This is a genomic window from Pseudoclavibacter sp. CFCC 11306 (assembly GCF_008831235.1).
GTDB lineage: Bacteria > Actinomycetota > Actinomycetes > Actinomycetales > Microbacteriaceae > Pseudoclavibacter_A.
In genome coordinates this window covers 131,366-156,168 of the sequence record NZ_WBKF01000003.1, presented here as the reverse complement: position 1 = coordinate 156,168, position 24,803 = coordinate 131,366, and the positions used below count along the sequence as shown (strand labels likewise).

The following is a 24,803-nucleotide window of genomic DNA, read 5'->3' as shown; positions in this document are numbered from 1 at the left end:
ACATGACGTTCGGCACGCAACCCGCAGAGGAGCCCCGCTCGCGGCCGCAACTCGACGGCGGCGACGAGGTGGCATCCGCCCGCGCCTCACACGGCGAGGCGGCCGGCGGGCGCGATCGGCGCGAGATCCGTCTGCGTGCGAGGGCGACCCGCCTGATTCTGCCGGTGCTGCTGCTCTGGGCCGCTGCCTGGGCGGTGCCGCAGTATTGGGGCGCTACCGCAGGGGCCATGCGCTGGGTGCTCGCCGTCGTCGCCGTTGCCATCGTGCTGCTGCTGCTCTGTGCGTGGATGTCATGGCGGGGTCGCGCCTGCCGACTCACCGACGAGACAGTGGCCATGACCGAAGGCGTGCTGCGTCGACGGCTGCGACAGATGCCGCTCGACACGATCTCTTCGGTCGAGATGCACCAGTCGCTCTCGCAGCGTTTCTGGGGCAGCGGAGACATCCGTCTGCTGGCCGGCGACCAGTTCTCGCTCGTGCTCAGGTCAATGCCTGACCCGACCAGCCTGCGTGAGGCGATTCTCGAGCGCTCGGCCCAGGCCCGTGCACGCCGAAACCGATATCAGCTCGCTGCGATCACCACGCAGCCCATGCAGCCACCGACGCCCCCCGACGTCGGCCCTCGATTCGCAATTGCGCCCCCGAGCGCAGAGAGGTTTCCGCAGCCATGACATATCGTGTCGGAGTCATCGGAGCCGGCCAGCTGGCCCGCATGCTCACCCCAGTCGCCGTCAATCTCGATATTGAGCTGAAAGTGTTCGCCGAGGCGGAAGGCGCTTCGGCGAAGCTCGCGACGACAGTGGTCGGCGACTACACCGATGCCGAGCAGGTGCTCGAGTTCGCACGCGGCGTCGATGTGATCACCTTCGACCACGAGCACGTGCCTCAGCCGGTGCTGCAGCGCCTCGTCGAAGCCGGTGTCGCCGTGCGACCGGGCCCGCAGGCGCTGCGCTTCGCACAGGACAAGATCGAGATGCGACAGAAGGTCGCCGAACTCGGGCTGGGCCAGCCAGAGTGGACGCGGGCGACCACAGCGGACGAGGTTCAGGCCTTCGTCGATCTGCACGGCGGTCGCGCGATCGTGAAGACGCCGCGTGGTGGGTATGACGGTCACGGCGTGCGTCTGGTCTCATCGGGCAGCGAGGTGTCCGACTGGCTGGCGGCCGAGGTGCTCGACCAAGTCGGCGGTGCGCTGCTGGTCGAAGAGGCCGTGGACTTTCGGCGCGAGCTGTCGCAGCAGGTGGCGCGGCGTCCCTCGGGCGAGATGTGTGCCTGGGCGCTGGCCGCCAGCGAACAGGTCGACGGCGTCTGCGCCGAGGTCATCGCCCCGGCGCCTGACACCACGGATGACGTGGTCGAGCAGGCCCGTCACATCGCGACCACCATCGCCGAGGCCGTCGAAGTGACCGGCGCGCTCGCAGTCGAGCTCTTCGAGACGAACGATGGTCGTGTGCTGGTGAACGAGCTCGCCATGCGCCCGCACAACTCGGGGCACTGGAGCATGGACGGTGCGGTCACCGGACAGTTCGAACAGCATCTGCGCGCAGTGCTCGACCTGCCGCTGGGCGACCCCGAAGCACGCCAGCCGGTGACGGTGATGGTCAACGTGCTGGGCGGTCATGACGGCACCGAGCACGAGCAGGCGCTCGTCCGTGCGCTCGCCGAGGTGCCGCAGGCGAAAGTGCACTGGTACGGCAAGTCGTACCGGCCGGGCCGCAAAATGGGGCACGTCAACGTGACCGGGTTCGACCTGGTCGAAACGAGGGATGCGGCCCGCGACGCCGCTCGCGCGCTCGGCTCCGAGGTCGTTGACAGTCTCTCCGTGTAGTCTGGGGTGTCATGACAGCTGTGAACCCCAAAGTCGCCATTGTGATGGGATCCGACTCCGACTGGCCGGTCATGTCGAAGGCCGTCGAGGCGCTTGACCGCTTCGGCGTCGCGCACGAGGTCGAAGTGGTCTCAGCACATCGCACGCCGCGTCGGCTGATGGAATTCGGATCGGCTGCAGCGGGTCGCGGCCTGCAGGTGATCATCGCAGGCGCCGGCGGTGCCGCGCATCTGCCCGGTATGCTCGCCGCGGTGACCGAGCTGCCCGTCATCGGAGTACCGGTGCCGCTGGCGAAGCTCGACGGTCTCGATTCGCTGCTTTCCATCGTGCAGATGCCGGCCGGCATCCCGGTCGCAACCGTCGCGATCGGCAACGCGTTCAACGCCGGGCTGTTGGCGGTGCGCATCCTCGGGGCCTCCGACCTCGGGCTGCGCGAGCAGCTGCACGACTACGCCGTCGAACTCGAAGAGCTGGTCGAGCAGAAGAACGCACGACTGCAGCGCTCGCTCGACTGAGATGACCTACCAGACCCCACTGCGCACCCCGAACCAGACTGACGAGCCGCTGATGCGGCGACGTGCCTGGTGGCTCGTCGTGCTGAACTTTCTGCTGCCGGGAACCCCGCAGCTGCTGACCGGCAATCGACGACTCGGTCGCATCGGCTTCGGGGCCTGGCTCATCATGGTCGCCGGTGCGATCGCTGCGCTGATCTGGTCGAAGAACAACCTCGCCGGGTTCACCTCGGTGGCGCTCAACGTCTGGACGCTCACGGCGCTGCAGGTGCTCATCGTGGCCTGGGTGCTGCTGTGGGTGCTCCTCACCGTCGACACCTTTCGCACGGCGAAGATCGGCCGGGTGCGGCCGGGCGCACGAGCCGCGCTGAGCCTCGTCACCGTGGTCGGACTCGCTGCGACCCTCTTCGGCGCATATGGCGCCGTGCAGTACATCGGCTCGGCGCGGTCGCTCTTCGACGATCTGTTCAAGGGTCAGGGGCAGCTCGAAGCGGTCGACGGCCGATACAACTTCCTGCTGCTCGGCGCTGATTCGGGCGAAGGCCGCGACGGTATGCGTCCCGATTCGATCTCTGTCGTGAGCGTCGATGCGAAGTCAGGGCAGGCCGCGATCATCGGCATCCCGCGCGACCTGCATCCGGTGCGACTGCCGGAGGGGTCGCCGCTGAAGGGCGTGTACCCACGGTCGTGGAAGGCCAACGGCGGCTACACATACGTCACGCAGGTCAAGACGGGGCTCTACCCAGACATCCATGACGACACCGGCTTTCAGCAGGGGATCCAGGCGATGAAGGACATCGCGTCGGGCGTCACCGGGCTTCGCGTGCCGTACTACGTGATGATCGACATGAACGGCTTCTCGAAGATGGTCGACGCTCTCGGCGGTGTCGACATCGACGTCACCGAGCATCTCGACTTCGTCGACGGCAGTGACACCCATCACGTCTACCACGGGTCTGTCGAAGCCGGACGTCAGCACATGAACGGTGAGACGGCGCTCTGGTACGCGCGCAGTCGTAAGACGACCAGCGACTGGGATCGCATGCGCAGGCAGAGGCAGGTGCAGGAGGCGCTGATCCAGCAGTTCACCCCGCAGACGCTGCTCACGAACTTTCAGCAGATCGCCGAGGCGAGCCCCGACTTCGTGAACACCGACGCTCCGCGCAATTCGATCGGGGCGCTGGTGTCGCTGGCCGACAAATCTCGCAAGCTGCCGATCAACAGCCTTGAGCTGGTCCCGCCCGACTTCCCCGAGTCGAACCTGGACTGGTCGAAAGTGGATGCCGCAGTGGCCGACGTGATCGCTCGGTCGCGCGGTGAGGGCTGAGGGCATCGGCGCCCGCCAGGCCAGCGGCGAAATCGACCGGCACCTCGGAGTGCGGATATCCGCCTCTAAGCCCTCTAAGCCGTGATCAGGCCAGGCTGCGATGCAGCGCCCAAATGGCGCGCGCAGAGTCTTCCCAAGTGAACGAGCGAGCGCGATCGGCGCCCTCCTGCGCGAGACGTTTGACCGCCTCTTTGTCAGTCATGACTGTGCGCATGGCTGCGGCCATGCCGTCGACCAGTGACGAACCCTCCAAAGGCACGCTGAGGCCGGCGCCCCCCGTGACTTCGAGCAGCGACTCGGCATTCGGGTAGATGACCGGGGTGCGAGCGACCATCGCATCGAACAGCGGCAGCCCGAGGGCGTCTCCGTCGCCGAAGTAGATCAGAGCGCTGGCCCGAGTGTTCAGCACGGCAAGGGCTTCGTCGTCGACCTCGCCGAGAAGCCGCACCTGATCGGCGTTCAGCCCGGAGTCGGCGATGATTCGCGAGGCCGGGGTCTGGCCGGGATCCTGGCGGCCGATGAGCAGCAGCGGTTCCTCGAGATGCGCCTGAGCGTAGGCAGCCAGCAGCAGTCGCAGGCTGGCCGGCCGTTCGCTGGCGAATGCGATCAGGAATCGATCGGGAAAGCCCAGCTCGCGAGCGCGCCCGGCGACCGATCCGCGGGCGACGAGATGGCGGGTAGGAGAAACCGGCACGACCTGCACTCGGTCGCCCATGCGCGTGTTCTGATCGACCAGATGCGCCAGCTCGTGGTGTGTGACCACGATCGCATCGGCGTATCGTTCGGTCAGTTTCAGCAGCCGGCCGATTCGCATGCGCTCACGGCGTGAAAGCGTCTCCGGAGCGGTCCAGATCGCCCCGGAGTGCAGCGTCACGGCGGTCTGGACGCCGGGCTCGATCATGCGGTTGTGCGAGAAGAACGGAGCCAGCATCGTCGGCGAGTGCGTCGTGCCGTCGCTGAGCAGTCGCGGCGGAATGCCCATGTTCCATGCCAGCGCGAGCTGACTGCTGCTGGCAGGCAGTCGGATGAGACGGTCGAGTCCCGGAAACTGGGACTCGAGCCGTCGCGTGAGCTCCTGCGGGTGCGAGGCGATGACACCGCTGACCGTATCGCCGTTCTCCGCGGTCCGAATGAGCGCGCGCGTGATCTCGGTGGTGTAACGGGTCACTCCGCTGGGGTCGGCATCGAAGAGATTGTCGATGACCACGCGAAGCTGCGTCATCTGTCCTCCTGTGCGATCATCGCATTGCTGTCGGTGTATGTGGGATGCGGTGCAGGCCGAGCCTCAGACCTCAGTGCCGGGGTGGCTGACGAGCCAGGCCTGCCAGGCGCTCGTCACGATATCAGACAGGTCGTGGCTGGCGTGCCAGCCCAGCACCTGATTCACTCGCGAGCTGTCGGCGATGAGCTGCGGAGGGTCGCCCGCCCGCCGGCCGCGCACCTCGGGCACCAGATCGCTCCCGGTGACCTTGAGGATCTCGTCGACCACCTGGCGCACGCTGAAACCGCTGCCGGTGCCGATGTTGAAGGTCGACTCTGAGCGGTCGTCGCCCTTGAGATAGGCGAGTGCGCTCAGATGTGCGTCGGCCAGATCGTAGACATGGATGTAGTCGCGCACGCAGGTGCCGTCGGGGGTGGGGTAGTCGTCGCCGAAGATGAGCGGCGCTTTTCCCTGGGCGATGCGGTCGAACACCATGGGAACGAGGTTCAGAATGGCCGGATCGCCGAGGTCGTCCCAGCCTGAGCCCGCGACATTGAAGTAGCGCAGCTTGGCGACGTGGATGCCGTGGGCGCGAGCAACGGCGTCGATCAGCCATTCACCCGCGAACTTGGTCTGGCCGTAGGGATTGATCGGCTGGCAGACGACGTCTTCGGGCACGACGGCCACGTCGGGTTCGCCGTAGACCGCTGCGGAGGACGAGAAGACGATGTTCTGCGCATCTGCGTCGACCATCGCCTGCAGGACGTTGTTCAGACCGTCGAGGTTCTGGCGGTAGTACCAGAGCGGACGCTCGACCGATTCGCCGACCTGCTTCTTCGCCGCGAAGTGGACGACAGAGTCGATCTGCTCATCGCGCATGATGCCAGCGAGTCGCTCGTTCGCGCCGGCGGCCGAGATGTCGAACTGATGCAGCGTGGCGTCACCGACTCGATCGGCTGCCCCGGTCGTGAGGTCGTCGACGACGACGACGTGTTCGCCACGCTCCTGCAGCAGACGGACGACATGTGCGCCAATGTACCCGGCACCGCCGGTAATCAGAGTTCCCATGAGAGCCAACTATACCGACTGGTGTCTGCTCGACGCGGATGCGAAGGACTCGCCGTTTCGAGGATGCGGTGTCGATGACGACCTGTCGGCAGCCCGGTTTCCGATGCGGTTCGACTTGACTCAGGAGAATTACACGGGTGTAATTAGACAGGTCGAATTGCTTACACACCATCTGCACAGAGGGAGGCACCTGCATGGCCGAGCAGCATCTCAGCGCGGTGCCTGACGACTGGTTCGACGACCCCATTCTGCGCGGTGTGGCCGGCTATACCGGCTATGATCGCGAAGCCGGCGTGCTCGAATGGCAGTCTGAGGCGCTGTGCGCCCAGACCGATCCAGAGGCGTTCTTTCCAGAGAAGGGCGGCTCTACCCGAGATGCGAAGCGCATCTGCTCATCCTGCGAAGTGCGCGCCCAGTGCCTTGAGTATGCTCTTCAGAATGATGAGCGATTCGGTATTTGGGGTGGTCTGAGTGAGCGTGAGCGCAGAAAGCTCAGAAGGCGTGCAGTCTGAAAGGCAGCAGTCTTAGATGAGCGCACGCATTTTCGCCGTCGTCGTCGTGCACAACGGTGCGTCGCAGCTGGCTGACACACTCACGGGCCTGCGCCAGCAGACGGTGCAGGTGCCAGTCATCGTCGTCGACACCGCATCAACCGACGACTCCGCAGCCGTCGCCAGAGCCGGCGGCGTCAACTACATCGTTCGCACCGGAGCAGACACATCGTTCGGTGCAGCTGTCGGCGACGCCGTCGACGCTGTCATCCCCGATCTGCAGGATGACGACTGGCTCTGGCTCCTGCATGACGACAGCACGCCCGAGCCCACCGCTCTCGCTCATCTTCTCTCCGAGCACGATCGGTCGCCGAGTGCGCTGCTGCTCGGGCCGAAGCTGATCGACGCCGACCGTCCCGATCATCTCGACGAGTTCGGCCTCACGATGACGACCCGCGGCGAGAAGGTGAGCCCCGCCGCAGGGGAGCTCGACCAGGCGCAGTTCGATACGCAGTCCGACGTGCTCGCCGTCGGCACGGCCGGCATGCTCATCCAAGGCGGGCTGTGGAGGCGTCTCGGCGGCCTCGACACCAATTTGGCCTTCAGCGACGACGGACTCGACCTCGGCATCCGTGCGCGCCTCGCCGGGGCTCGTGTCGTCACCGTGCCTTCGGCCCGTGTGGCGCATCATCGTCTCAGCGAACGCAGCAGCACTCCGGCCGCGCGGACGCGTCGGCCGAAGTATCGCCAGGTGCGCTGGGCGCAGCTGTACCGTCGGCTCAGCTACACCACCGGCACAAGTGCAGTGTTTCTGTGGCTTGCGTTGCCCTTCATCGCGTTCGGGCGAACTCTGCAGCACCTCTTCGACAAGCGTCCCGGACTGATTGCAGGGGAGTGGGCAGCCACTGTCACCGCCATGTTCAGTCGCGGCCGTGTGGCCGCGCACCGCAGACGCATCGCCGATGCCTCGGTCGCCCCATGGTCGGCCATCGAACCGCTGCTGCTTTCAGCGGGCAGCGTGAACCGACTGCGTGCCGATCAGCGTGAAGAGGCTCTCTTCATCGACACCGACGTCGACGACGATGACACGGTGCCGTTCTGGCGCTCGAAGGCCCCCCTGGTCGCTCTCGCGCTGTGGGCGTTCAACGTGCTGCTGCTGTGGCGCCTGATCGCCGCAGGCGAGGTCTCGGGCGGCGCAGTCGAGCCGCTGCGGCCTGACTGGTGGGCGAGCTTCACCTCGCTTTTCTCGCTGCAGCACTTCGGTGCCGTCGACACCGGTTTGATGACCGATCCGAACTCCGCCCTGTGGACTCTGCTCTCCGCCCTCACGTTCTGGCATCCGTCGACCGTCATTGTGCTCCTGCTGCTGACAGCGATGCCGCTCGCCTTCGCGTCCGGCTGGTATCTGATGCGGGCGCTGTCGAAGACGTCTTGGGTGCGCATCGTCGGCGCTGTCGTCTGGGCGCTGTCACCGGTGTTCGTGCAGGCGCTCGTCTCGGGAGACCTGTCACCGACGGTCTTCCACATCGTGCTGCCTCTGGCGGTCGGCTCTCTGCTCGCGGTGGCCCGCCCCGGAAACGGTCGAGAGCGCTCGATTGGTCGCGCAGCCGCTGCGGGCCTCTGGCTCGCCCTGCTGAGCGCCTGCTCGCCGATCGGATGGATCGTCCTGCTGGCGGGCATCCTCGTCTGGTCGGTCTTCGCACACCGACTGCTGCGGTCTCTCTGGGCGGTGCTGATCCCCAGCCTCGTGGTCTGGGTGGGGCCGGTGCGCGACGCAGTCGTGACTCACGACTGGCTGGGGCTCCTCTCCATCGGCGGCTCGCTGCCGTCCAGCGGCCCGAACGATCCCCTTGATCTGCTGCTGCCCGGATCCGCTCCATGGCTCTGGCAGACCCTGGTTCCTGCTCTCGACGGCCAACCGCTGGTCGCACAGGCTGTCGCCGCGATCTCGGCGGCGGTGCTCATCGTCATCGGGCTGGTCGGTCTCTTCACCCATCGTTGGGGACGCGTCCTCATCGGTCTCGTCCTGTTCTCGGCGACTGGTGCACTGGCCGTCGTGTTGTCAGGGATCACGTCGATCCGGGTCTTCGGAGCGCCCAGCACCTGGGACACGACCCCGCTGCTCTCTGCGGCGACGCTGTTCCTGCTGGTGGCTATCTCGGGCACGCTTGTCGGCGCACGGGTCGGCCTGGCGAAGACAGCGGCGGCCGTCGCCGTCTGCGGTGTCGCCGTGGGCATCGCCGCGCCGGGAGCGCTGGCGATCAGTCAGGGCGGGGCCGTGGGGGCGGTCGCGAACACCGCTCCGGCGCTGGTTCAGGCCGAAGAGCGCAACGCCCCCGGCGGGCGTGTGCTCGAGATCGTCGCGAATCCCGACGGGTCGTTTGATGCGACGACGACTCCGTCGGCGTTCTTCGGCACGCTGCAGGGCCGACATCGTCAAGTGATCAGCGCGAGAAGCCTCGACGACGGCCGGCAGCAGGTCGAATCGACCGTGTCGAATCTGGCGAGCTACAGCGGCTACGATCCCACGGACGCGCTGAACCAGATGGGGGCCCGTTTCGTCCTGCTGCGCGCCGCTGACTCCACCGTCTCGACCGATCGCGTGAGCTCGGTGCTTGACGCCAACACCGCGCTCGAGCCGGCTGGTCGCAGCGACATCGGTCAGCTGTGGCGCGTCACTGGATCGACTGCGGTGACCGACTCCGGGCCCAGCATTTGGTGGCTCATCGTGCCGCAGGCGATCGTGCTGCTGTTCTTCCTCGCGCTGAGCCTGCCGACCGGCCGCCTGCGCGACGAGGCCGAGACGTCGTCGGCACTCTCGCTGCTGGAAGGAGACGCCGATGATGTCTGATACGGCATCCGAACAAACGACCCCGAAGATCTCCGATACCCCCGCAGCCCAGCCAGAGGCGTCGTCGAGCGGGAAGCAGCCGGGCGGCGTCCGCCGTGTCGCTCGCCACGCCTCCCGGTGGCTGCTCAGCGTCGTGGTGGTCGTCGCATTGGTTGCCGGGGGATGGGCGCTGACCAGATTCGCCACACCCGAAGTCGACCTCAGTCGTCAGGCGAGCACCGTTGTGCCGGCCTCGGTCGAGAGCACTCGTGTCTGCCCGGTCGGGTTCCGCACCGGGGGCTCCATGACCTCGGTGGATGCCGGTGACGCCGTGGGCAGCGGATCGATCGCTGCGATCTCTGACTCAGACCTCACGGTGCAGAGCGTCGGTCAGTCGGAGCCGACACCGTTCGGCACGGCCGGCGGAGTCGCGACACGCGACGGCGTCTCAGCAAGCACCGTCGTGCGTACCAGCACTGACCATCAGTCTGCGCTGGGCGTGCTCAGCGGTGCACGGGTCGACGATGGGCAGAGCAGGGGCACGCTGCTGGCCGACTGCACCAGCCCGACGTTCGACAGCTGGATCGGCGGCGGTTCTCAGCAGGTCGGACGCTCCACGTCGGTGCGTGTGGTCAACCCGAGCTCGCTCGCCTCGACGGTGACGCTCACGGTCTTCACCGGCGAAGGACAGCTTCTGTCAAGCACCGGGGAGCTGAATGTCGAAGCAGGCAGCGAGCGTGTGCTGCCGATCTCGGCCGTCACCACCACCGATCAGCAGATCTTCGTGCGCGTGCAGGCGGTGCGAGCGCCGGTCGCCGCGTTTCTGCAGCAGTCGACCGTGCGCGGTCTCGAAGCCGGCGGCCTCGATGTGCAGGCGCCGGGGGCTCAGCCCGCGACGCAGCAGAACATCACCGGTGTGCGCATCTCCGGCGGAGCCGATCGTGCAGGCCTGGCAGGCGAGGGCGGCTGGGAGGACACTCAGCCGGTGCTTCGCCTGCTCTCGCCAGACGAAGGAACAGTCGCACACGTGACCGTGAGCGGCGCCGACTCGCGGTCGTTCGACGTCTCACTGACGCAGGGGGTCGTCGTCGACACGCCGCTTGGTGACCTGCCTGACGGCGACTACCAGATCTCGATCACGGCAGACGCATCGATCGTCGCCGCAGCGCGTGTGACCTCGGGCGGGCGCGATCAGGCCGACTTCACCTGGCTGCAGAGCTCAGACGCCGTGACGGCGCCGCTGTCGTTCGCCGTTCCGTCGACTCCGACTTCGCTGGCCCTGAAGCTCAGCGGCGCACCGTCGTCGACGGTTTCGGTGCAGGTCGACGGGGCGTCACGAGACGTTCAGCTCGACGACAGCGGCATCGGCTCGTTGGATCTCTCGGCGGGGCAGTCCGTCGAGGTGCGTCCGACACAGGCCGTGCATCTCGCGGTGGTGACGAACGGTGGCGATGGCATCGCGGCGACCGCGCTGGCGGGGCCAGAAGCCGCTGGCGCGGTGGACGTTCTGGCGCGCTGACGTCGACCGCTAGATCTGGTGGCCGTGCATCTCCCACGGCTGACGTCCAGTGAGTTCGGCGAAAGCCGACAGCACGCAGTATTCGATCGTCATCTGACGCTGCACCTCGTCGGCGTCCTCCACCTCGGCGCCGAGGGTCAGGGGCAGGCGATGCAGAACGATGGTGCGCTGACTCTGATCGACCGTCCAACGAGGGTCATGCCCGTCTTTGAGCTGATTCGGCATGTCGGAGAGCAGGACTGTCACGTCGTCGAGTTCGGGGGCCCAGTTCGCTTTGACGTACGAACTCGTGGCGGTGATCCGGTCGATGAGCGCCTGTCGGCGAGAGCCGAGCCTCTGCAGGTACGGACCTCCGACACGGCTGCGCAGACGGCGGTGCCGTGACCGGTGCCCGGAGCGTGACGGGTGAGACGAAGACGCTGACATGGCTCCAGTCTAGAGGCGAGCGCACCGACTACAGTTGGTACAGTCCGTCGATACTGCAAGGAGCACTGCCCAATGAGCGAGACCCACGAGCCCTTCGACTATCAGATTCGCGATCTGACGCTCGCCGAGGCAGGTCGACACCAGATCCGTCTCGCAGAGTACGAGATGCCGGGTCTGATGTCGCTTCGTGAGCAGTATGCCGGGCAGCAGCCGCTGAAGGGCGCTCGTATCGCCGGTTCGCTGCATATGACGGTGCAGACCGCTGTGCTCATCGAGACGCTTGTCGCGCTCGGCGCCCAGGTGCGCTGGAGCTCGTGCAACATCTTCTCGACGCAGGACGAAGCCGCCGCCGCTGTGGTGGTGGGCCCCCACGGCACACTGGATGCGCCGGCGGGTGTCCCGGTCTTCGCGTGGAAGGGCGAGACGGTCGACGAGTACTGGCAGATGCTCGCTCGGGTGTTCGACTGGTCGCATGAGGCCGAGCAGCAGGGTGCTGACTGGATCGGCCCGAACCTGATCCTGGACGATGGGGCAGACGCCACCGGATTCGTGCACCTCGGCTTCCAAGCCGAGCAGGATGCGACCTCGCGGCCGTCGCATGAGCTCAGCCACGAAGAGACGGCCATGTGGGCGGTCATCGACGCGCTGCTGTCGGAACGTCCAGGCTGGTTCACTCGCGTCATCCACGACATCAAAGGGTCGTCCGAAGAGACGACGACCGGTGTGCACCGGCTGGCGCACATGGCCCGCGATGGCGAACTCCAGTTCTCGGCCATCAACGTGAACGACTCGGTCACCAAGAGCAAGTTCGACAACAAATACGGCATTCGACACTCTCTGCCCGACGGCATCAACCGCGGCACCGACACGTTGATCGGGGGCAAGGTCGTGTTCGTCGCCGGCTACGGCGACACCGGCAAGGGCGCGGCCGAGGCGATGCGGGGCCAGGGTGCTCGCGTGATCGTCTCCGAGGTCGACCCCATCTGTGCGCTGCAGGCGGCGATGGACGGCTTCCAAGTCGCCCGACTCGACGACGTCGCCCACGAGGTCGACATCGTGGTGACCGCCACCGGCGACCTCGGAGTCGTCACCGTCGATCAGCTGCTGAAACTGAAGAATCACGCCATCGTCGGCAACGTCGGGCACTTCGACAACGAGATCGATATGGCCGGTCTCGAACGGCTTCAGGGCGCCAGCAAAGTGAACATCAAGCCGCAGGTCGACGAATGGCACCTGCCGAACGGCAACAGCATCCTGGTGCTCAGCGAGGGACGCCTGCTGAACCTCGGCAACGCCACGGGGCATCCCAGCTTCGTCATGAGTGCCTCTTTCACCAACCAGGTGCTGGCGCAGATCGAGCTGTTCACCAACCTCGAGGCATACCCGATCGGCCTGCACCGGCTGCCGAAGGCGCTCGACGAGCACGTGGCACGGGTGCATCTTGCCGCCCTCGGCGTCGAGCTGACCACTCTGACGCCTGCACAGGCCGACTACCTCGGCGTTCCCGTCGACGGCCCGTACAAGCCGGATCACTATCGGTACTGACCTATGGCACATCGCATTCTCGCCGTCGACGACGATCCCGATCTGCTGGAGATGATCGAGATCGTGCTGCGCGGGCAGGGGTGGTCGGTCGTCACGGCAGCGGACGGGCCGTCAGCCGTTCAGACCTGCCGCGAGCAGCACCCTGATCTGGTGCTGCTCGACGTGATGCTGCCCGGCTTCGACGGCGTCGAAGTGGCGCGACGCATCCGCAGAGAATCCGATGTGCCCGTCGTCATGCTCACAGCGCGCACCGACACCACCGACGTGGTCGCCGGGCTCGCCGCCGGCGCAGACGACTATGTGTCCAAACCGTTCTCACCGCAGGAGCTCGTGGCCCGCATCGAAGCCCGCCTTCGCCGACTGCCCGGAGACATCGCCTCGGTGCTGCGTCTTGGCGCGCTCACGATCGACACCGCAGCGCATCAGGTCACGAAGAACGGCGAGATCGTGCGACTCACACCGCTCGAGTTCGACCTCTTGGCGGCCCTGGCTCGACAGCCCGGGGTCGTCGTCAGCCGCGACCAGCTGCTCGAGGAGGTCTGGGGCTACCACTACAAGGCCGACACCCGACTGGTGAACGTGCACGTGCAGCGCCTGCGGGCCAAGATCGAGGACGACCCGGAGAACCCCGAGTACGTGCTCACCGTGCGCGGCGTCGGCTACACCGCAGGAGAGCGCTGATCGTGGCGGCAAATCTGCTTCGCGTGCCCGCCCGGCGTCTGATGCAGTGGCTGCGGCGCTCGCTCACGGCTCGCGCGCTCGTGGTGTCTCTGGTGCTCAGCACGCTGACCACACTGCTCGTGTTCGGACTCATCTCACTGCGCATCTCGACCGAGCTGTTCAAGTCGCGCAGCGAGACGGTGGTCGGTCTCAGCCAGTCGGCGATCGAAGACGTGCGATCGATCGGTCTGGGCTCGACGGCGCAGGACGAACAGTCTCTGCAGACGCTGAAAGTGTCGATGCTGCGCAGCGCCGAGTCTCTGGCCCTCTCACAGCAGGTCGCGCTGCTGCAGACGGAATCAGGCGAGCGGCCGGTGCTGAACAGCCCCGATCTGATCAGCGCCTCGCTGAACGCGCAGAGCATTCCCGCATCGCTGCGCGAACAGGTGCAGGCCAACCCCGACACGATCTTCTGGCAGTCGGTGAAGGGAGCCTCCGGAGAGCCCGCCATCGTGGTCGGCGGTTCGTTCAGCGTGCCGCTCGCCGGCGAGCACGAGATCTACATCGAGAACTCGCTGGCCCCCGAGCAGCAGACGCTGGAGTTCGTGCAGCTGATGCTGTTGATCGCGGCTCTCGTGCTGGTGCTGATGACCGGCGCGATCGCGGTCATCGTCACCTCGCTGATTCTGCGGCCGATTCGCCGCACCGTCCAAGTCTCGAGCCGCCTCGCACGAGGCGACCTCGGGCAGCGTCTGCCCCAGACAGGCGCGGCCGAGGCCGTCGCGCTGGGGCGTTCGTTCAACAAGATGGCCGACTCGCTCGAACGTCAGATCCTCGAGCTGCGCCGGCTGTCGACGCTGCAGCGGCGCTTCGTCTCGGACGTCTCACATGAGCTGCGCACGCCGATCACCACGATCAGCCTGGCAGCAGACGTCATCTACGCCAGGCGCGACGATCTGGAGGGGGCGACGCGTCGATCGGCCGAGATTCTGCACACCCAAGTGCAGCGCTTCGAACGGCTGCTGAGCGAGCTGCTCGAGACCAGCCGTCTCGACGCCGGCGTCGTCGCGCTTGACCGTTCAGAGGTCGATCTCGTCGGCCTGGTGCGCAGCGTCGTCACCGACTGCGAGGCGCTCTCCCAGCGACAGGGTAGCCCGATCACGGTGACGGCTCCAGACGGGGTCGTGCCTGCATCCATCGACAGCGTGCGAGTGGGGCGGGCGGTGCGCAACCTTCTCTCGAATGCTCTGGAGCACGGCGCAGGATCACCCATCGAGGTCGTCGTCGATCGACCGAGCGGGGCGACGCCGGCCGTCGGGCGCATCCGTGTCGTCGACCACGGTCGCGGCATCTCGGCCGACGATCTGGAACACGTGTTCGACCGGTTCTGGCGGGCCGACGCCTCGCGTCAGCGCACACTCGGCGGCACCGGGCTGGGGCTGTCGATCACACGTGAGGACATGCAGCTGCACGGCGGCAGCGTCTCGGCGGAGTCCGAGCTGGGGCACGGAGCGACGTTCACGATCACGCTGCCTCTCGAAGAGGAGAGCTCATGACGAGCGGGCCGAAACGAGTGCTCGTCGGGCTGGTCGCCGCTGTGCTGCTGCCGATTGCTCTGCTGCTCGGCGGATGCGTCCGGCTGCCCGATTCCGGGTCGCCGCAACGCGTGGTCGACAGCGGAGGCAGCGAGAACAGCAGCGGCTACGTGGTCAACGCCTCGGGGCCGGCTGACGGCGCGAGCCCGATCGAGGTCATCAACGGGTTCATCCTGGCGTCGGCAGACACCAGAGGCAGCCACTCTGTCGCCCGAGAGTTTCTGACCGACGGTCTGGCAGCCAGCTGGCAGCCAGATGCGCAGGTGCAGGTGCTCGACAGCATGCCCGACCTCGACGATCACGACAGCGGCCACGTCGAGGCAACGGGTGCGCTGCAGGCGACGGTCGACGCCGTCGGCGTCTACCGCGAGCAGACGTCTCGGCTGAAGCAGGAGTACTCGCTCGTGCAGGTCAACGGACAGTGGCGCATCAGCTCCGCACCCGACGGAGTGCTGATGACGCGAGCGAGCTTCGACCTGGTGTTCAGACCAGCGCGGCTCGCCTACCTCTCGACGTCCGGCGACACGCTCGTGCCCGACGTCCGCTGGTTCCAGGCGGGCGATCAGACGGCCACACGACTGGTCAAGGCCTTTCTCTCCGGCCCCGTGCCCACCGTGCAGGCCGGCGTGCAGCAGCTGATCGGCAGCGATCTGCATCTGGCGGTCGAGGCCGTGGGCGTGAGCAGCGGGGTCGCCTCGATCTCGCTGAGCGGTGAGTTCCTCTCACTCGACGAACTGCACCAGCGTCAGGTGAAGACCCTGTTGGTGCGCTCGCTCGAGCAGGTCGACGACATCCACGAGGTCAGTCTCACCGTCAACAATCTGCGCATCGATCTGCCCACCATTCCGACCGCTGAGATTGATTTTCCCCATACCCAGAACGGCGTCGTGCTCGGGTCCGAAGGCGAGAGCCTGCAGGCCATGGACGGCCAGAGCTGGCAGCCGGTCGATCCTCTGCCATCCGAGCTGCAGCCGGTTCGCTCGGCGCTGACCGATACCTCGGTCAGCTCGCTGAGTGTGGCGCGTGGGCGACTGGCCGCGGCCGCAGCCGACGGCATGCACTACATGGGCGACGATCAGAACCCGCGCGTGCTGAGCGGAACGGCGTCGGGCGTCGCATCGATCGACGTCGTCGGCACCGCCTGGACGCTGCGCGACGGCCAGATCGTCTGGGTCGATGCCAACAGCGGAGTCTCGGGTGCGCTGCCGCTGCCCGCAGACGTCGTCGGCACTGGAGCAGTGGTCGCCGCTGCCGCAGCTGCGGACGGTGCCCGCGTCGGAGTCGCGGTGGCCGAGGGACAGAACATCCGCCTGCTGGCGTTCGGCGTGCGTCGTGACGCGACGGGGCATCCGGCCGAGCTCACCGCGGCGACCGAGCTCGGACAGGCGTCAGGCACGGTGACGGCCCTCGCCTGGAACGCCGACGACCAGGTCGCGGTGGCACTCGCTCCGGGGTCCTCGACGGGTGAAAGCACGATCCTCGTCCGTTCGATGAGCGGGAGCGGCACTCAGGCCACAGTGCACGGGCATGTCACGCAGCTCGTCGGCGCGCCCCGCGACGGTCAGCTGCGCGTGGTGAGTGACGACCGGCTCTTCTCTGTGCAGAGCGGCAGCGTGACCGAACTCGGAGTGCGCGTCTCTGCACTGACCACCATCTGGCATTGACACGTGCACAGGGGGTGTCGAGGGCTGGTCTGTCGATTCCTTCTTGGGCGATGCTCGACGCATGGACATCATGGGCGCGCTGCGTGAGATCGGCACGCTGCTGCTGCCTGAGTCCTGCCTTGCCTGCGGAGGCAGGACGTCGACGGCTCTGTGCGCCACCTGTCTGCAGGCGTTCGACGATTCTCCGACGGTCGTGTGCGTCGAAGGTGTGCCCTGCTTGGGGTGGGACGACCATGACGGTCGCATCCGCGTCGTCATCCGTGCGGTGAAAGACGATCGGCGCACAGCCGAACTCGGCTTGCTGCGCATGCATGCGAACCGGCTTGCAGCAGTCGCACGTCGACGGCTCGCCTCTGACGGCGCACTGTGGGCGGCGCTGCCGTCGTCGGCGGCTGCCCGACGCCGACGAGGCTTCTGTCTTGCCGAGCGGGCATTCGGGCGCAGCGGGGAGTCCGTGCGTGAAGACGTGCTCTGGCCGGTTCGGAAGCTGCACGACCAGCGGGCACTCAGCGCCTCGGCCCGACGAAGCAACCTCGCAGATGCGCTGTATGCAGACCGGGGTACGGTCGTCGGGCGGCAGGTGCTGCTGATCGACGACGTGATGACGACGGGTGCCACCATGCGAGCGGCGAGAGACGCAGTGCTCGCGGGCGGCGGAGACGTCGTCGGAATGCTGGTGCTTGCGCGAACGCCTCGTGCTCTGGCTGCTCGATGAGAGAGCTGGGCATTCTCTGAGACGGCCCCACACTTCTGCTCGCAGACACGTAGAATGGTTCGGTGTGCGCCCTGCGGCAGCGACTGACAGTGTGCTGAGGCCTGCACGAGACCTGAGAGAGAGTGGACACGTGGCTGGAATCGTCGACAACATCCTGCGCATCGGTGAGGGGCGCATCCTCAAACGACTGAAGCGGGTGGTCAGCCAGGTCAACGCGCTGGGCGACGACTACAAAGAGCTCAGCGATGACGAGCTTCACGAAGAGACGCAGCGTCTGCGTGACCGCTATGACAGCGGCGAGACGCTCGACGATCTGCTGCCCGAGGCATTCGCCGCCGTGCGCGAGGCTGCCGACCGCACGTTGGGCATGCGTCACTTCGACGTGCAGATCATGGGCGGCGCGGCACTGCACCAGGGCAACATCGCCGAGATGAAGACCGGTGAGGGCAAGACCCTGGTCGCGACGCTGCCGGCCTACCTGAACGCGATCGCGGGCAAAGGCGTGCACGTCGTCACCGTCAACGACTTCCTGGCCAAGTACCAGAGCGATCTGATGGGCCGCGTGTTCCGTGCGCTGGGCATGACCACCGGCTGCATCGTCGCAGGGCAGACTCCGCAGCAGCGTCGCGAGCAGTACGCCGCCGACATCACCTACGGCACGAACAACGAGTTCGGCTTCGACTACCTGCGTGACAACATGGCCTGGCAGAAGAGCGACCTCGTGCAGCGCGAGCGCTTCTTCGCCATCGTCGACGAGGTCGACTCGATCCTGATCGACGAGGCTCGTACCCCGCTGATCATCTCGGGTCCTGGTGACGGCGACGCCAACCGGTGGTTCGGCGAGTTCGCCAAGGTCGCCCGTCGCCTCAGAGAGGGCACTGACTACGAGGTCGACGAGAAGAAGCGCACCATCGGCGTGCTCGAGTCCGGCATCTCGAAGGTCGAAGACTACCTCGGCATCGAGAACCTGTACGAGTCGGCGAACACCCCGCTGATCTCGTTCCTGAACAACGCCATCAAAGCCAAGGCGCTCTTCAAACGCGACAAAGACTATGTGGTGCTCAACGGCGAGGTGCTGATCGTCGACGAGCACACGGGCCGAATCATGCAGGGTCGTCGCTACAACGAGGGCATCCATCAGTCGATCGAGGCCAAAGAGGGCGTCGAGGTCAAGGCCGAGAACCAGACCCTCGCCACGATCACGCTGCAGAACTACTTCCGCTCGTATGACAAACTCGCCGGCATGACCGGTACCGCCATGACCGAAGCGGCGGAGTTCTCGAGCACCTACGAGCTCGGCGTCGTGCCGATTCCCACGAACAGGCCCATGATCCGCAAAGATCAGGCCGACTTCATCTTCCGCACGGCCGAGGCCAAGTTCCACGCGGTCGTCGACGACATCGTCGATCGGCATGAGTCCGGTCAGCCGGTGCTGGTCGGCACCACGAGCGTCGAGAAGAGCGAGTACCTCTCGCGTCTGCTCGCCAAGCGCGGGGTCAAACACGAAGTGCTGAACGCCAAGAACCACTCGCGTGAGGCCGCGATCGTGGCTCAGGCCGGTCGCCTCGGATCGGTCACGGTGGCCACGAACATGGCCGGTCGTGGCACCGACATCATGCTCGGCGGCAACGCCGAGTTCCTGGCGGTGTCTGAGCTGGCCAGCCGCGGGCTCTCTCCGACCGAGACCCCAGAAGAGTACGAAGAGGCCTGGGACACCGCCTTCGCCGACGTCAGACAGCGTGTGCACGACGAAGCCGAGAAGGTCATCGAGGCCGGCGGTCTGTACGTGCTCGGCACCGAGCGGCACGAGTCACGTCGCATCGACAATCAGCTGCGCGGTCGTTCCGGCCGTCAGGGAGACCCCGGCGAGTCGCGCTTCTACCTGTCGCTCGAAGATGATCTGATGCGGCTGTTCAACTCGTCGGCGGCCGAGGCGCTGATGGCTCGCACCTCGCCGGAAGACGAGACGCCGATCGAGTCGAAGATGGTCTCGCGTGCGGTCGAGAACGCCCAGGGGCAGGTCGAGGCGCGCAACACCGAGATTCGCAAGAACGTGCTGAAGTACGACGACGTGATGAATCGCCAGCGCAACGCGATCTACGCCGACCGTCGGCGCATCCTCGATGGGGCCGACCTCGCCGAACAGGTGCAGGGCTTCCTCACCGACAGCGTCGAGGCGATCGTCGACGACCACGTGACCTCGGGGTCGGCGGCTCAGTGGGATCTCGACGGACTCTGGCGTGACCTCAAGGGCGTCTTCCCCGTGTCGGTTACCCGTGACGAGGTGATCGAAGAGGCCGGTGGCGACCTTGGCCGAGTCACCGTGCCGATGCTGAAAGAGCAGCTGCTCTCAGATGCCCGCATCGCCTATGAGAAGCGCGAGCAGCAGCTCGGTGACGAGGCCATGCGCGAGCTCGAACGCCGCGTCGTGCTCTCGGTGCTGGATCGCAAGTGGCGCGATCACCTCTACGAGATGGACTACCTCAAAGAAGGCATCGGCCTGCGGTCGATGGCGCAGCGCGATCCGCTGGTCGAGTACCAGCGCGAGGGCTTCACGATGTTCAACCAGATGATGGGCGGCATCAAAGAGGAGTCGATCGGGTTCCTGTTCAACCTCGATGTGCAGATCGAGCACAAAGACATCGACGGCGACGGCATTCCCGACGTGCAGGTCGAGGCGAAGGGCCTCGATCGCACCGACAAGCCGGCGCAGTACAGCTACTCTGCGGCTGACGAAGACGGCGCCGAGAGCGACGGCGGCGAAGGCAAGCCGGCACCGGCCGCCAACCGCGCCCAGCGGCGCGCCAACAAGCAGAAATAGCCGTCTCGGGCGCACAGTCGCCGATGGCAGCAGTCAGGCCGGTCGTCCCACCTGGGAGACCGGCCTGACTCGTCTGCTCAGACGGGCTACAGCACGGCGAGCTCTTCGACCAGCCAGCGCTCCCGACTCCGGCCGAAGACCACGGTCGCGACCTGGGTGCGTACACCGTCTTTGGTGAACACCACGACGCAGTCGACGCGGCTCAGATCGTAGGTCGGGCGAACCAGTGTGCGCAGCACGCGCACGTCCGGCCGCGCCGGCCGTGCTCGCCTGAGGCGGTGCCTCTGCTGAGCGAGCTCTGAACGAACCCGGATCTTCATGAGCACGTCGTCAGACACCCACCTCGTGAGATGCTCCGCCGGGCGCACGCCGGCATCCACCTCTTGGGCGGCGACGAAGAGCTGGATCAGACGGCGCTCGAAGCTCGTCTGACTGCTGCGGTTCGGTGGATATGACGTCTGGCCTGACATGGTGTTCCCCTTTGATCGTGATCTGTAACGGCGCCAGCCGGCGATCTGCAGACGACCGATCTGACGTGGTCTCAGACTAAAAGTCGGGTGCCTTTAAGGTGGCGGATGCTGTGGAGAGATCTGTGGAGAGCCGGCGTGGAGTCGGGGCGCCGTCGATGCACAGGGCCGGTACACTGACAAGGTGTCGATACTCTCTGAATTCGCCGAGAAGAACCCCGGACTGGTCGCCGAAGACCTCGACTGGTTGCATTCGCTGATCGGCGACTGGCAGATGATCGCCGACATGGCGCTCGCCGATCTCATTCTCTGGCTGCCCACCAACGACGGTCAGTACGAGGCGGTCGCTCACGCTCGGCCGAGTGGGTCGCCCACGGCCTTCGCCCATGATCTCATCGGGCATCGAGCTCGCGAGGAGTGGGCGTCGCTGATCGATCAGACGTATGTGCAGGGCGTCGGACACGTCTCGAAGAACCCCGACTGGACCCAGCATTCGCCGACCCGTCTGCGCGCGGTGCCGGTGCGCCGGGCGATTCGCAAAGAGGGCGACCACATCGAGACGACCGCGCCGATCGCCGTGGTGACCAGACATACGAACGTGGCAGAGTCGCGCACTCCGAGCCGGCAGGATCTGGTCTTTCTCGGCTGTGCCAGTGATCTACTCGATATGATCGCCGTCGGCGACTTTCCCGATCTCTCGGCACCGACCGGCCCGCGCCGCGGCGCTCCACGGGTGAGCGACGGTCTCATTCGTCTCGACCGCGTCGGAGAGGTGCTCTTCGCGAGCCCCAACGCCATCTCGGCCTATAACCGTCTGGGGTTCGACGGCGAGATCGAGGGGCGCAATCTCTCAGATGTGACGGTGACGCTGGTCACCGGCGAGAGCATCGCCGACGAGAGCCTGCCTGTGGTGACGAGCGGCAAGGCGTCGTGGCGGGCCGACGTCGAAGGCAATGGTGCGACGATCACGCTGCGAGCCATTCCGCTGCGTCGCAACCACCACCGCATCGGGGCGATCGTGCTCTGCCGAGACGTCTCTGAGGTGCGTCGCCAGGAGCAGGAGCTGCTCACCAAGGATGCGACGATCCGCGAGATCCATCACCGCGTCAAGAACAACCTGCAGACGGTCTCGTCGCTGCTGCGCATTCAGTCGCGACGCACTCAGACGGAGGAAGCCCGGGCTGCGCTGCTCAAGGCCATGCGGCGCGTCGAGGCCATCGCCGTGGTGCATGACACGCTCTCTGAGGGGCTGTCGCAGTCGGTCGACTTCGACGAGGTGTTCGAACGCGTGCTGCGTCTGATCACCGAGGTGGCCTCGGTCGACACCGGCAAAGTGTATCCGACGTTCAGCGGCAGCTTCGGCGAGCTGCCCTCGGCCTCGGCCACGCCGCTGGCGCTGGCGCTCACCGAGCTGGTGACGAACGCGGTCGAACACGGGCTCAACGGCGCCGACGGTCAGGTCTGGGTCAAGGCCGATCGCGACGAGCAGGAGCTGCGCATCATCGTCGGCGACGATGGCGGGGGGCTGCCCGAAGGCAAGGTGGGTTCGGGCCTCGGCACGCAGATCGTGCGCACGCTGATCGAGGGTGAGCTCTCGGGTGCGATCGACTGGCACACGCTGACGGGCAGTGGCACCGAGGTGACCATCACCATTCCGGTGCGCTCGCTGCGCAGTCACGGCTGACGGGCATCCGTGTCGTCAGGGGACAGCACCCATCGACACACAGAATGAGAGCCGAGCCCCAAAGGGCTCGGCTCTCATGAGTCTTCTCAGTTCTGCCGAGGTCAGCTGGCGCGGCGTGCACGCGCTGCGCGGCGCTTCAGCGCCCGCCGCTCGTCTTCGCTCAGCCCGCCCCAGACGCCGGCGTCCTGCCCGGTCTCCATCGCATAGTGCAGGCACTCGTCAGTGACCTCGCAATCGGAGCAGACCACCTTGGCCTTCTCGATCTGGTCTACTGCTGGCCCGGTGTTCCCCACGGGGAAGAACAGCTCCGGGTCGGCTGCCAGACACGCTGCGTGATCGCGCCAGTCCATACCACTCCTTGTTCGAATTCCTTGCAGAGATGACGTGTCGCTGTAAGCGATATCGTCATGAGTGCAACTGAATCTTGGCATAGCATCGTTTCGAGCGCAAGGGTTCTGCCCCGACGAAATCGGGTGCTCTGCGCTAGGCTCTTCACCGCGAATCGTCCGTGTGGACGAAGAATCAGGAGAACACGCTCATGGCTGACCGCAGGCATCCGTGGCAGCTTCGACTCGCGAGCGTGCTGATGATGCTCGAAGGCGTGGCGGCATTGGTCTTGGCAGTGTGGCTGCTGATCGAGCTCTTCGTCGCCAAGGCGGAGTCTCCGGTCTCGGCGATCGCTCTGATCGTGATCTGTCTGGGGGCAGGCCTCTGGATCTTCAGCGCCGGTCGTTCCCTGCTCAAGGGGCGCGGATGGGCCCGATCCGCAGGCGTCTTCGTGCAGCTCGTACTGGCGGCCTTCGCTGCGGGCAGTCTGGGCGGAGAGGGCTCGAGCGTGCGCGCGTTCGCCTTCCTGCTCGCCCCCGCCATCGTCACAGTAATCCTGCTGTTCACGAAGCCGGTCGTCCAGGCCAGCCAGCAGCGCAGCGAGCGCTGACCTCACGGCGCACGCGCGGCATCCGCCGGCGCTCGGTCAGGCGTCGAGCTTCAGCGCCTTGCGCAGCGAGGCGACATGCCCGGTCGCGCGCACGTTGTAGCGCGCCAGGGTCAGCTCACCGGTCTCGTCGATCACGAAGGTCGAGCGAATCACGCCGGTGACCTCTTTGCCGTAGAGCTTCTTGACGCCATAGGCGCCATAGGCCTTGTGCACTGTCAGATCGGGGTCGCTGAGCAGTGCGAACGGCAGTTCGTGGTGCTCTCGAAAGTGCTGCAGTTTGGACTGGGCGTCTTTCGAGACACCCAGAACCGTGTAGCCCGCGGCCTGCAGCGACGCGATGCTGTCGCGGAAGTCGCAGGCCTCCTTGGTGCAGCCGGGAGTCTCGGCGGCAGGGTAGAAGTACACGATGACTTTGTGCCCACGCAGGTCGTGCAGTGAGACGGGGCGGCCGTCGGCGTCGGGCAGCGTGAAGTCAGGTGCCGGTGTGCCGGCCTGCAGGCGTTCGGGGTGGTTCTGTGCGGTGCTCATGCGAGCGATTCTAGACACTGTCAGCTGAGTTGTGACATGCATGCGCACTGTGCTAATGTCTTCTCTTGGCTCAAGCGAGCACAACATGCGCCTCTAGCTCAATTGGCAGAGCAGCTGACTCTTAATCAGCGGGTTCTGGGTTCAAGTCCCAGGGGGCGCACAAGGGGAACCCGGAGACCTCGTGTCTCCGGGTTTTTTCGTCACCGGGTACCGCCGCGCATCGTCGCCGAGCCGAACCCGCGCGACCGAGTGTCGTCGAGCAGCATGCTCCGACATCGGCCCGCCGAAGTCGCGTTCGACAACGAGAGATGGTGCACCATGCTGTTCGCTGCCGCAGACTCAACCCCAGAGCTGGGGGCCTTCGCTGGATTCATCACCACGATCATGGACGCACTCGGGGCGTTCGGGGTCGCCGTCCTGGTGGCTGCCGAGAACCTCTTTCCTCCGATCCCCAGTGAGGCCATCCTGCCGTTGGCCGGCTTCGCCGCGTCGCAGGGGTCGCTGAACCTCGTGGCCGTGATCGTCTGGGCCACGGTTGGCTCGGTCGTCGGTGCGATCGCCCTTTACGGGCTGGGAGCATGGCTCGGGCGCGAACGCTTCATCCGTCTCGCCGCCAAAGTGCCGCTGATCAGCGTCAGCGACATCGAGCGCACTGAGCAGTGGTTCGTGAGACACGGCCGCATGACGGTCTTCTTCGGGCGCCTGGTGCCGATCTTCCGCAGCCTGATCTCGATTCCGGCGGGCATCGAGCGCATGCGTCTGATCGTGTTCATTCCGCTGACCGCATTCGGCTCGCTGATCTGGAACACGGTGCTCGTTCTCGCAGGCTATGCGCTCGGCGAGAACTACGGCCTCGTCGAAGAGTATGTCGGGGCGTTCCAGTGGGTCGTCATCGCCGTGGTGCTGGTGGTGATCGCCGCATTCGTGGTGTGGAAGGTGCGCGCGTCGCGTCGCACACGCGACTGACCTGCCGTGGTCGCCGATG

Annotated in this window: 22 protein-coding genes and 1 tRNA gene; 17 read left to right on the top strand and 6 right to left on the bottom strand. The window is 66.2% G+C overall.

Features of this window, described 5'->3' with window-relative positions; genetic code table 11:
• The first annotated feature begins 2 nt into the window (after positions 1–2).
• Genes F8O09_RS09545 through F8O09_RS09530 form a run of 4 tightly spaced genes read left to right on the top strand, consistent with a single transcriptional unit; the run spans position 3 to position 3,667 of the window.
• Positions 3–671, top strand: coding sequence for a PH domain-containing protein (locus F8O09_RS09545; protein WP_192497646.1), 669 nt, complete (start codon positions 3–5; stop codon positions 669–671).
• On the top strand, positions 668–1,828 hold the full coding sequence (locus F8O09_RS09540) for a 5-(carboxyamino)imidazole ribonucleotide synthase (protein WP_158055129.1): 1,161 nt from the start codon (positions 668–670) through the stop codon (positions 1,826–1,828). The genes F8O09_RS09545 and F8O09_RS09540 overlap by 4 nt, the downstream gene beginning before the upstream one ends.
• An 11-nt stretch (positions 1,829–1,839) precedes the next feature.
• Entirely contained in the window at positions 1,840–2,343 is a 504-nt protein-coding gene (gene purE / locus F8O09_RS09535; protein ID WP_158031986.1) for a 5-(carboxyamino)imidazole ribonucleotide mutase, read from the top strand.
• A gap of 1 nt (position 2,344) precedes the next feature.
• On the top strand, positions 2,345–3,667 hold the full coding sequence (locus F8O09_RS09530) for an LCP family protein (protein WP_158031985.1): 1,323 nt from the start codon (positions 2,345–2,347) through the stop codon (positions 3,665–3,667).
• Between the two features lie 85 nt (positions 3,668–3,752).
• On the opposite strand, the gene F8O09_RS09525 is transcribed toward F8O09_RS09530, so the two are convergent.
• Both F8O09_RS09525 and galE read right to left on the bottom strand, forming a co-directional pair.
• Positions 3,753–4,889, bottom strand: a complete 1,137-nt coding sequence (locus F8O09_RS09525) for a glycosyltransferase (protein ID WP_158031984.1) — start codon at positions 4,887–4,889, stop codon at positions 3,753–3,755.
• Between the two features lie 63 nt (positions 4,890–4,952).
• Entirely contained in the window at positions 4,953–5,936 is a 984-nt protein-coding gene (gene galE / locus F8O09_RS09520; RefSeq protein WP_158055128.1) for a UDP-glucose 4-epimerase GalE, read from the bottom strand.
• A gap of 194 nt (positions 5,937–6,130) precedes the next feature.
• Here galE and F8O09_RS09515 point away from each other — a divergent pair, with 194 nt between their 5' ends.
• Genes F8O09_RS09515 through F8O09_RS09505 form a run of 3 tightly spaced genes read left to right on the top strand, consistent with a single transcriptional unit; the run spans position 6,131 to position 10,776 of the window.
• Positions 6,131–6,448, top strand: coding sequence for a WhiB family transcriptional regulator (locus F8O09_RS09515; RefSeq protein ID WP_158031982.1), 318 nt, complete (start codon positions 6,131–6,133; stop codon positions 6,446–6,448).
• Positions 6,449–6,464: 16 nt separating this feature from the next.
• Positions 6,465–9,278, top strand: coding sequence for a glycosyltransferase family 2 protein (locus F8O09_RS09510; RefSeq protein WP_158055127.1), 2,814 nt, complete (start codon positions 6,465–6,467; stop codon positions 9,276–9,278).
• Positions 9,268–10,776, top strand: a complete 1,509-nt coding sequence (locus F8O09_RS09505) for a DUF5719 family protein (protein WP_158055126.1) — start codon at positions 9,268–9,270, stop codon at positions 10,774–10,776. The genes F8O09_RS09510 and F8O09_RS09505 overlap by 11 nt, the downstream gene beginning before the upstream one ends.
• A 9-nt stretch (positions 10,777–10,785) precedes the next feature.
• Here the strand turns inward: F8O09_RS09505 and F8O09_RS09500 are convergent, their stop codons facing one another.
• On the bottom strand, positions 10,786–11,202 hold the full coding sequence (locus F8O09_RS09500) for a hypothetical protein (RefSeq protein WP_158031979.1): 417 nt from the start codon (positions 11,200–11,202) through the stop codon (positions 10,786–10,788).
• Positions 11,203–11,274: 72 nt separating this feature from the next.
• Between F8O09_RS09500 and ahcY the strand changes: the two genes are divergently transcribed.
• The 6 genes from ahcY to secA all read left to right on the top strand — a co-directional run bounded on the left by ahcY (position 11,275) and on the right by secA (position 20,202).
• The gene (gene ahcY / locus F8O09_RS09495; RefSeq protein ID WP_158031978.1) at positions 11,275–12,747 is read left to right on the top strand and encodes an adenosylhomocysteinase; all 1,473 of its coding nucleotides are present in this window, start codon (positions 11,275–11,277) and stop codon (positions 12,745–12,747) included.
• A 3-nt stretch (positions 12,748–12,750) separates the two neighbouring features.
• Complete coding sequence (mtrA, locus tag F8O09_RS09490; protein WP_158031977.1) at positions 12,751–13,428, top strand: MtrAB system response regulator MtrA; 678 nt, start codon at positions 12,751–12,753, stop codon at positions 13,426–13,428.
• Between the two features lie 2 nt (positions 13,429–13,430).
• Complete coding sequence (gene mtrB / locus F8O09_RS09485; RefSeq protein ID WP_158055125.1) at positions 13,431–14,963, top strand: MtrAB system histidine kinase MtrB; 1,533 nt, start codon at positions 13,431–13,433, stop codon at positions 14,961–14,963.
• A complete protein-coding gene (locus F8O09_RS09480) occupies positions 14,960–16,666 on the top strand; it encodes a GerMN domain-containing protein (protein WP_158055124.1) in 1,707 nt (568 codons plus the stop codon). The genes mtrB and F8O09_RS09480 overlap by 4 nt, the downstream gene beginning before the upstream one ends.
• Before the next feature lie 61 nt (positions 16,667–16,727).
• Positions 16,728–17,381 carry a ComF family protein gene (locus F8O09_RS09475; protein WP_158055123.1) on the top strand — a complete coding sequence of 218 codons (654 nt, stop codon included), beginning with the start codon at positions 16,728–16,730 and terminating at the stop codon, positions 17,379–17,381.
• Between the two features lie 130 nt (positions 17,382–17,511).
• Positions 17,512–20,202, top strand: a complete 2,691-nt coding sequence (gene secA / locus F8O09_RS09470; protein WP_158042769.1) for a preprotein translocase subunit SecA — start codon at positions 17,512–17,514, stop codon at positions 20,200–20,202.
• Between the two features lie 86 nt (positions 20,203–20,288).
• On the opposite strand, the gene F8O09_RS09465 is transcribed toward secA, so the two are convergent.
• Positions 20,289–20,672, bottom strand: coding sequence for an Rv3235 family protein (locus F8O09_RS09465; protein ID WP_158055122.1), 384 nt, complete (start codon positions 20,670–20,672; stop codon positions 20,289–20,291).
• Between the two features lie 181 nt (positions 20,673–20,853).
• On the opposite strand from F8O09_RS09465, the gene F8O09_RS09460 reads away from it, so the two are divergent.
• Complete coding sequence (locus F8O09_RS09460; protein WP_158031971.1) at positions 20,854–22,353, top strand: sensor histidine kinase; 1,500 nt, start codon at positions 20,854–20,856, stop codon at positions 22,351–22,353.
• Between the two features lie 101 nt (positions 22,354–22,454).
• On the opposite strand, the gene F8O09_RS09455 is transcribed toward F8O09_RS09460, so the two are convergent.
• The gene (locus tag F8O09_RS09455) at positions 22,455–22,703 is read right to left on the bottom strand and encodes a WhiB family transcriptional regulator (protein WP_158031970.1); all 249 of its coding nucleotides are present in this window, start codon (positions 22,701–22,703) and stop codon (positions 22,455–22,457) included.
• Positions 22,704–22,891: 188 nt separating this feature from the next.
• On the opposite strand from F8O09_RS09455, the gene F8O09_RS09450 reads away from it, so the two are divergent.
• Positions 22,892–23,290 carry a hypothetical protein gene (locus F8O09_RS09450; RefSeq protein ID WP_158031969.1) on the top strand — a complete coding sequence of 133 codons (399 nt, stop codon included), beginning with the start codon at positions 22,892–22,894 and terminating at the stop codon, positions 23,288–23,290.
• A 36-nt stretch (positions 23,291–23,326) separates the two neighbouring features.
• Here the strand turns inward: F8O09_RS09450 and bcp are convergent, their stop codons facing one another.
• Complete coding sequence (bcp, locus tag F8O09_RS09445) at positions 23,327–23,818, bottom strand: thioredoxin-dependent thiol peroxidase (RefSeq protein WP_158031968.1); 492 nt, start codon at positions 23,816–23,818, stop codon at positions 23,327–23,329.
• An 87-nt stretch (positions 23,819–23,905) separates the two neighbouring features.
• Between bcp and F8O09_RS09440 the strand changes: the two genes are divergently transcribed.
• A tRNA-Lys gene (locus F8O09_RS09440) sits at positions 23,906–23,978 on the top strand.
• Between the two features lie 158 nt (positions 23,979–24,136).
• A complete protein-coding gene (locus F8O09_RS09435) occupies positions 24,137–24,784 on the top strand; it encodes a DedA family protein (RefSeq protein WP_192497645.1) in 648 nt (215 codons plus the stop codon).
• The last annotated feature ends 19 nt before the right edge of the window (positions 24,785–24,803 follow it).

Coding starts and splice junctions, on each gene's coding strand:
- F8O09_RS09510 (WP_158055127.1), top strand. CDS start 6,465: ATGAGCGCACGCATTTTCGCCGTCGTCGTCGTGCACAACGGTGCGTCG.
- F8O09_RS09515 (WP_158031982.1), top strand. CDS start 6,131: ATGGCCGAGCAGCATCTCAGCGCGGTGCCTGACGACTGGTTCGACGAC.
- F8O09_RS09525 (WP_158031984.1), bottom strand. CDS start 4,889: ATGACGCAGCTTCGCGTGGTCATCGACAATCTCTTCGATGCCGACCCC.
- F8O09_RS09465 (WP_158055122.1), bottom strand. CDS start 20,672: ATGTCAGGCCAGACGTCATATCCACCGAACCGCAGCAGTCAGACGAGC.
- mtrA (WP_158031977.1), top strand. CDS start 12,751: ATGGCACATCGCATTCTCGCCGTCGACGACGATCCCGATCTGCTGGAG.
- F8O09_RS09435 (WP_192497645.1), top strand. CDS start 24,137: ATGCTGTTCGCTGCCGCAGACTCAACCCCAGAGCTGGGGGCCTTCGCT.
- galE (WP_158055128.1), bottom strand. CDS start 5,936: ATGGGAACTCTGATTACCGGCGGTGCCGGGTACATTGGCGCACATGTC.
- F8O09_RS09480 (WP_158055124.1), top strand. CDS start 14,960: ATGACGAGCGGGCCGAAACGAGTGCTCGTCGGGCTGGTCGCCGCTGTG.
- F8O09_RS09540 (WP_158055129.1), top strand. CDS start 668: ATGACATATCGTGTCGGAGTCATCGGAGCCGGCCAGCTGGCCCGCATG.
- F8O09_RS09500 (WP_158031979.1), bottom strand. CDS start 11,202: ATGTCAGCGTCTTCGTCTCACCCGTCACGCTCCGGGCACCGGTCACGG.
- F8O09_RS09530 (WP_158031985.1), top strand. CDS start 2,345: ATGACCTACCAGACCCCACTGCGCACCCCGAACCAGACTGACGAGCCG.
- F8O09_RS09455 (WP_158031970.1), bottom strand. CDS start 22,703: ATGGACTGGCGCGATCACGCAGCGTGTCTGGCAGCCGACCCGGAGCTG.
- F8O09_RS09475 (WP_158055123.1), top strand. CDS start 16,728: ATGGACATCATGGGCGCGCTGCGTGAGATCGGCACGCTGCTGCTGCCT.
- ahcY (WP_158031978.1), top strand. CDS start 11,275: ATGAGCGAGACCCACGAGCCCTTCGACTATCAGATTCGCGATCTGACG.
- purE (WP_158031986.1), top strand. CDS start 1,840: ATGACAGCTGTGAACCCCAAAGTCGCCATTGTGATGGGATCCGACTCC.
- F8O09_RS09505 (WP_158055126.1), top strand. CDS start 9,268: ATGATGTCTGATACGGCATCCGAACAAACGACCCCGAAGATCTCCGAT.
- bcp (WP_158031968.1), bottom strand. CDS start 23,818: ATGAGCACCGCACAGAACCACCCCGAACGCCTGCAGGCCGGCACACCG.
- F8O09_RS09545 (WP_192497646.1), top strand. CDS start 3: ATGACGTTCGGCACGCAACCCGCAGAGGAGCCCCGCTCGCGGCCGCAA.
- F8O09_RS09450 (WP_158031969.1), top strand. CDS start 22,892: ATGGCTGACCGCAGGCATCCGTGGCAGCTTCGACTCGCGAGCGTGCTG.